Origin of the sequence: Pseudoalteromonas sp. S1608, from assembly GCF_005887265.1 — a bacterium.
Classification (GTDB): domain Bacteria; phylum Pseudomonadota; class Gammaproteobacteria; order Enterobacterales; family Alteromonadaceae; genus Pseudoalteromonas; species Pseudoalteromonas undina.
This window is the reverse complement of record NZ_PNDK01000084.1, coordinates 1-3,138: the sequence shown is the minus strand read 5'-3', so window position 1 is coordinate 3,138 and position 3,138 is coordinate 1. Positions and strand designations below refer to the sequence as shown.

General features: G+C 42.1%; 2 protein-coding genes. Both read left to right on the top strand.

Annotated elements, in window-relative coordinates:
• The coding region (aceF, locus tag CWB75_RS18790; RefSeq protein ID WP_138571430.1) for a dihydrolipoyllysine-residue acetyltransferase at positions 1-1,273 on the top strand (1,273 nt) is incomplete at its 5' end.
• Positions 1,274-1,436: 163 nt separating this feature from the next.
• Positions 1,437-2,864, top strand: coding sequence for a dihydrolipoyl dehydrogenase (gene lpdA, locus CWB75_RS18785; RefSeq protein ID WP_138571429.1), 1,428 nt, complete (start codon positions 1,437-1,439; stop codon positions 2,862-2,864).
• Positions 2,865-3,138: the final 274 nt, after the last annotated feature.

Here is a 3,138-nt window from a genome sequence, read left to right as displayed (position 1 = left end):
TGATGACGAAGTTGAAGTAACAGAAGTGATGGTTGCGGTTGGCGATAGCGTAGAAGAAGAGCAATCTATCTTAAACGTTGAAGGCGACAAAGCAGCTATGGAAGTACCGGCGCCGTTTGCAGGTACTGTTAAAGAGATTAAAGTAGCGACTGGCGATAAAGTTAAAACTGGCTCATTGATTTTTGTATTTGAAGTGGCGGGTAGTGCACCAGCTGCAGCACCTGCAGAAAAATCAGCACCAGCGCCTAAAACAGAATCTAAGCCGGCAGCTCAGGCTGAGTCAAAACCAGCAGCATCATCTGCTAAAGCAAGCTCTGAAAGCTTTGAAAACAATAGCGCTTATGCACATGCATCGCCAGTGGTTCGCCGTTTAGCACGTGAGTTTGGTATTAACCTTGCTAACGTTAAAGGCACGGGCCGTAAAAACCGTGTTGTTAAAGAAGACGTGCAAAACTATGTTAAGCAACTGGTTAAGCAAGTTGAGTCTGGTCAAGTATCAGCAGCTAAAGGCAATGCGGGTGGCGGTGAGCTTGGTTTAATTCCATGGCCAAAAGTTGATTTTGCTAAGTTTGGTGAAATAGAAGAGAAAAAACTCTCTCGTATTCAAAAGCTGTCAGGTAAAAACTTACACCGTAACTGGGTGCAAATTCCACATGTTACTCAGTTTGATGAAGCTGATATCACGAGCCTTGAGCAGTTCCGTAAAGAGCAAAATGCCCTTAACGAGAAGAAAAAGCTGGGTGTTAAAATTACGCCACTTGTATTTGTAATGAAAGCAGCTGCTAAAGCGCTTGCTGAGTTCCCTACATTTAACTCATCGCTTTCAGAGGATGGCGAAAGCTTAATCCTTAAAAAGTACATTAATATTGGTGTAGCGGTTGATACGCCAAATGGCTTAGTTGTACCAGTGTTTAAAGATGTTGATAAAAAAGGCATTATTGAACTATCTCGTGAACTAATGGAAGTATCTGTTAAAGCGCGTGATGGCAAGTTAAGTTCATCAGATATGCAAGGTGGTTGTTTTACTATTTCAAGCCTAGGTGGCATTGGCGGTACGGCATTTACGCCGATTGTGAATGCGCCTGAGGTGGCAATTTTAGGTGTGTCAAAATCTGAAATGAAGCCTAAGTGGAATGGTAAAGAGTTTGAGCCTAAGCTAATGGTTCCACTTTCAATGTCTTACGACCATAGAGTGATTGACGGTGCACTTGCTGCACGCTTTACTGTTACTCTTGCAAGTTACATGAGTGATATACGCCAGTTAGTGATGTGATCACTACAGAGTGAGTAAAATCAAATCCCAGCCAGTTGTTTTTAGCTGGGATTTTTATCATTTGCAATGATACAATATTTGCACAAATGCCCTTTTCTGCCTTGCAGAAACATGGCAGTTAAATTTTGGGGCTGTGTCCCGTTCAAACAATAAAGGTAATAGCATGAGCAACGAATTAAAAACTCAAGTTGTTGTACTAGGCGGTGGTCCTGGTGGTTACTCTGCGGCTTTTCGCGCTGCTGACTTGGGCTTAGAAGTTACATTAGTAGAATCTCGCGAGACATTAGGCGGTGTATGTCTTAATGTTGGTTGTATTCCTTCTAAAGCACTTTTACACGTAGCTAAAGTGATTGATGATGCTGCAGAAATGTCATCTCACGGCGTTACTTTTGGCGCACCAAAAATTGACTTAGATGAAGTTCGTTCTTGGAAAGACTCTGTTGTTGGCCAGCTTACAGGTGGCTTAGACGGCATGGCTAAAATGCGTAAAGTAAAAGTTGTATCTGGTTACGGTAAATTTACTGGTAGCAACACTTTAGATGTTGAAGGCGCTGACGGTAAAACAACCATTACCTTTGATAACGCAATTATTGCTGCGGGTTCTAAACCTGTAAACTTACCTTTCATCCCTGAGGATGATCGCGTTATTGATTCAACGGGCGCGCTAGAGCTTAAAGATGTTCCTGAAAAGCTACTTGTTTTAGGTGGTGGTATTATCGGTCTTGAAATGGGTACGGTTTACCGTGCACTAGGTTCTGCAATTGATGTTGTAGAATTTGCAGACCAACTTGTTCCTGCTGCTGATAAAGACATCATTAAAATTTACCAAAAGCATGTTAAAGACAAGTTTAATGTAATGCTTTCAACTAAAGTAACTGGCGTTGAAGCAAAAGACGACGGTTTATATGTTACGTTTGAAGGCAAAAATGCACCGGCAGAGCCAGTACGTTACGACAAAGTACTTGTTGCTGTAGGTCGTACACCAAATGGTAACATGTTAGACGCTGAGAAAGCGGGTGTGAATGTTGATGAGCGTGGTTTTATTAACGTTGATAAGCAATTACGTACTAACGTAGAACATATTTTTGCGATTGGTGACTTAGTGGGTCAACCTATGCTTGCGCATAAAGCGGTTCATGAAGGCCATGTTGCAGCAGAAGTTATCTCTGGTCAAAAACATTACTTTGATCCTAAGTGTATTCCTTCAATTGCTTACACTGACCCTGAAATTGCATGGGCGGGTGTAACTGAAAAAGAAGCGAAAGAGCAAGGTTTAAGCATTGAAACAGCTGTATTCCCTTGGGCTGCATCGGGTCGTGCTATTGCTTCTTCACGTACTGAAGGTTCTACTAAGCTTATTTTTGATAAAGAAAGCGGCCGTATTATCGGTGGTGCTATGATTGGTATTAACGCAGGCGAAATGCTGGGCGAAATCGGTCTAGGTATTGAAATGGGTGCAGATGGTGAAGACCTAGCGCTAACAATTCATGCTCACCCAACATTGAACGAATCAATCGGCCTTGCTGCTGAAATATTTGAAGGTTCAATCACTGATTTACCAAACAAAAAAGCAGTTAAAAAGAAGAAGTAATTTCTTTTAGTTAATCGCGATAAAAAATCCAAGCCTCGGCTTGGGTTTTTTGTTTTTATAGCCTCAGCGTTTAGCAAAAGATTGTTCTGTGTAGCGCAGCGTCTCTATGGTGCAAAAACAAAGACTAAAGCATGTCGAGCTGCGAGTGTCGGGCAACGGGCTTAAAACCCTAAATTAAACCTGCGCGAGATAAATTCACGCCTGCAACATAAAAGTTATGCTTGCAAAAAGCTCGGTGTTTTATTTTACTAGCGCCCGTAGCCCGTAGCCCGTA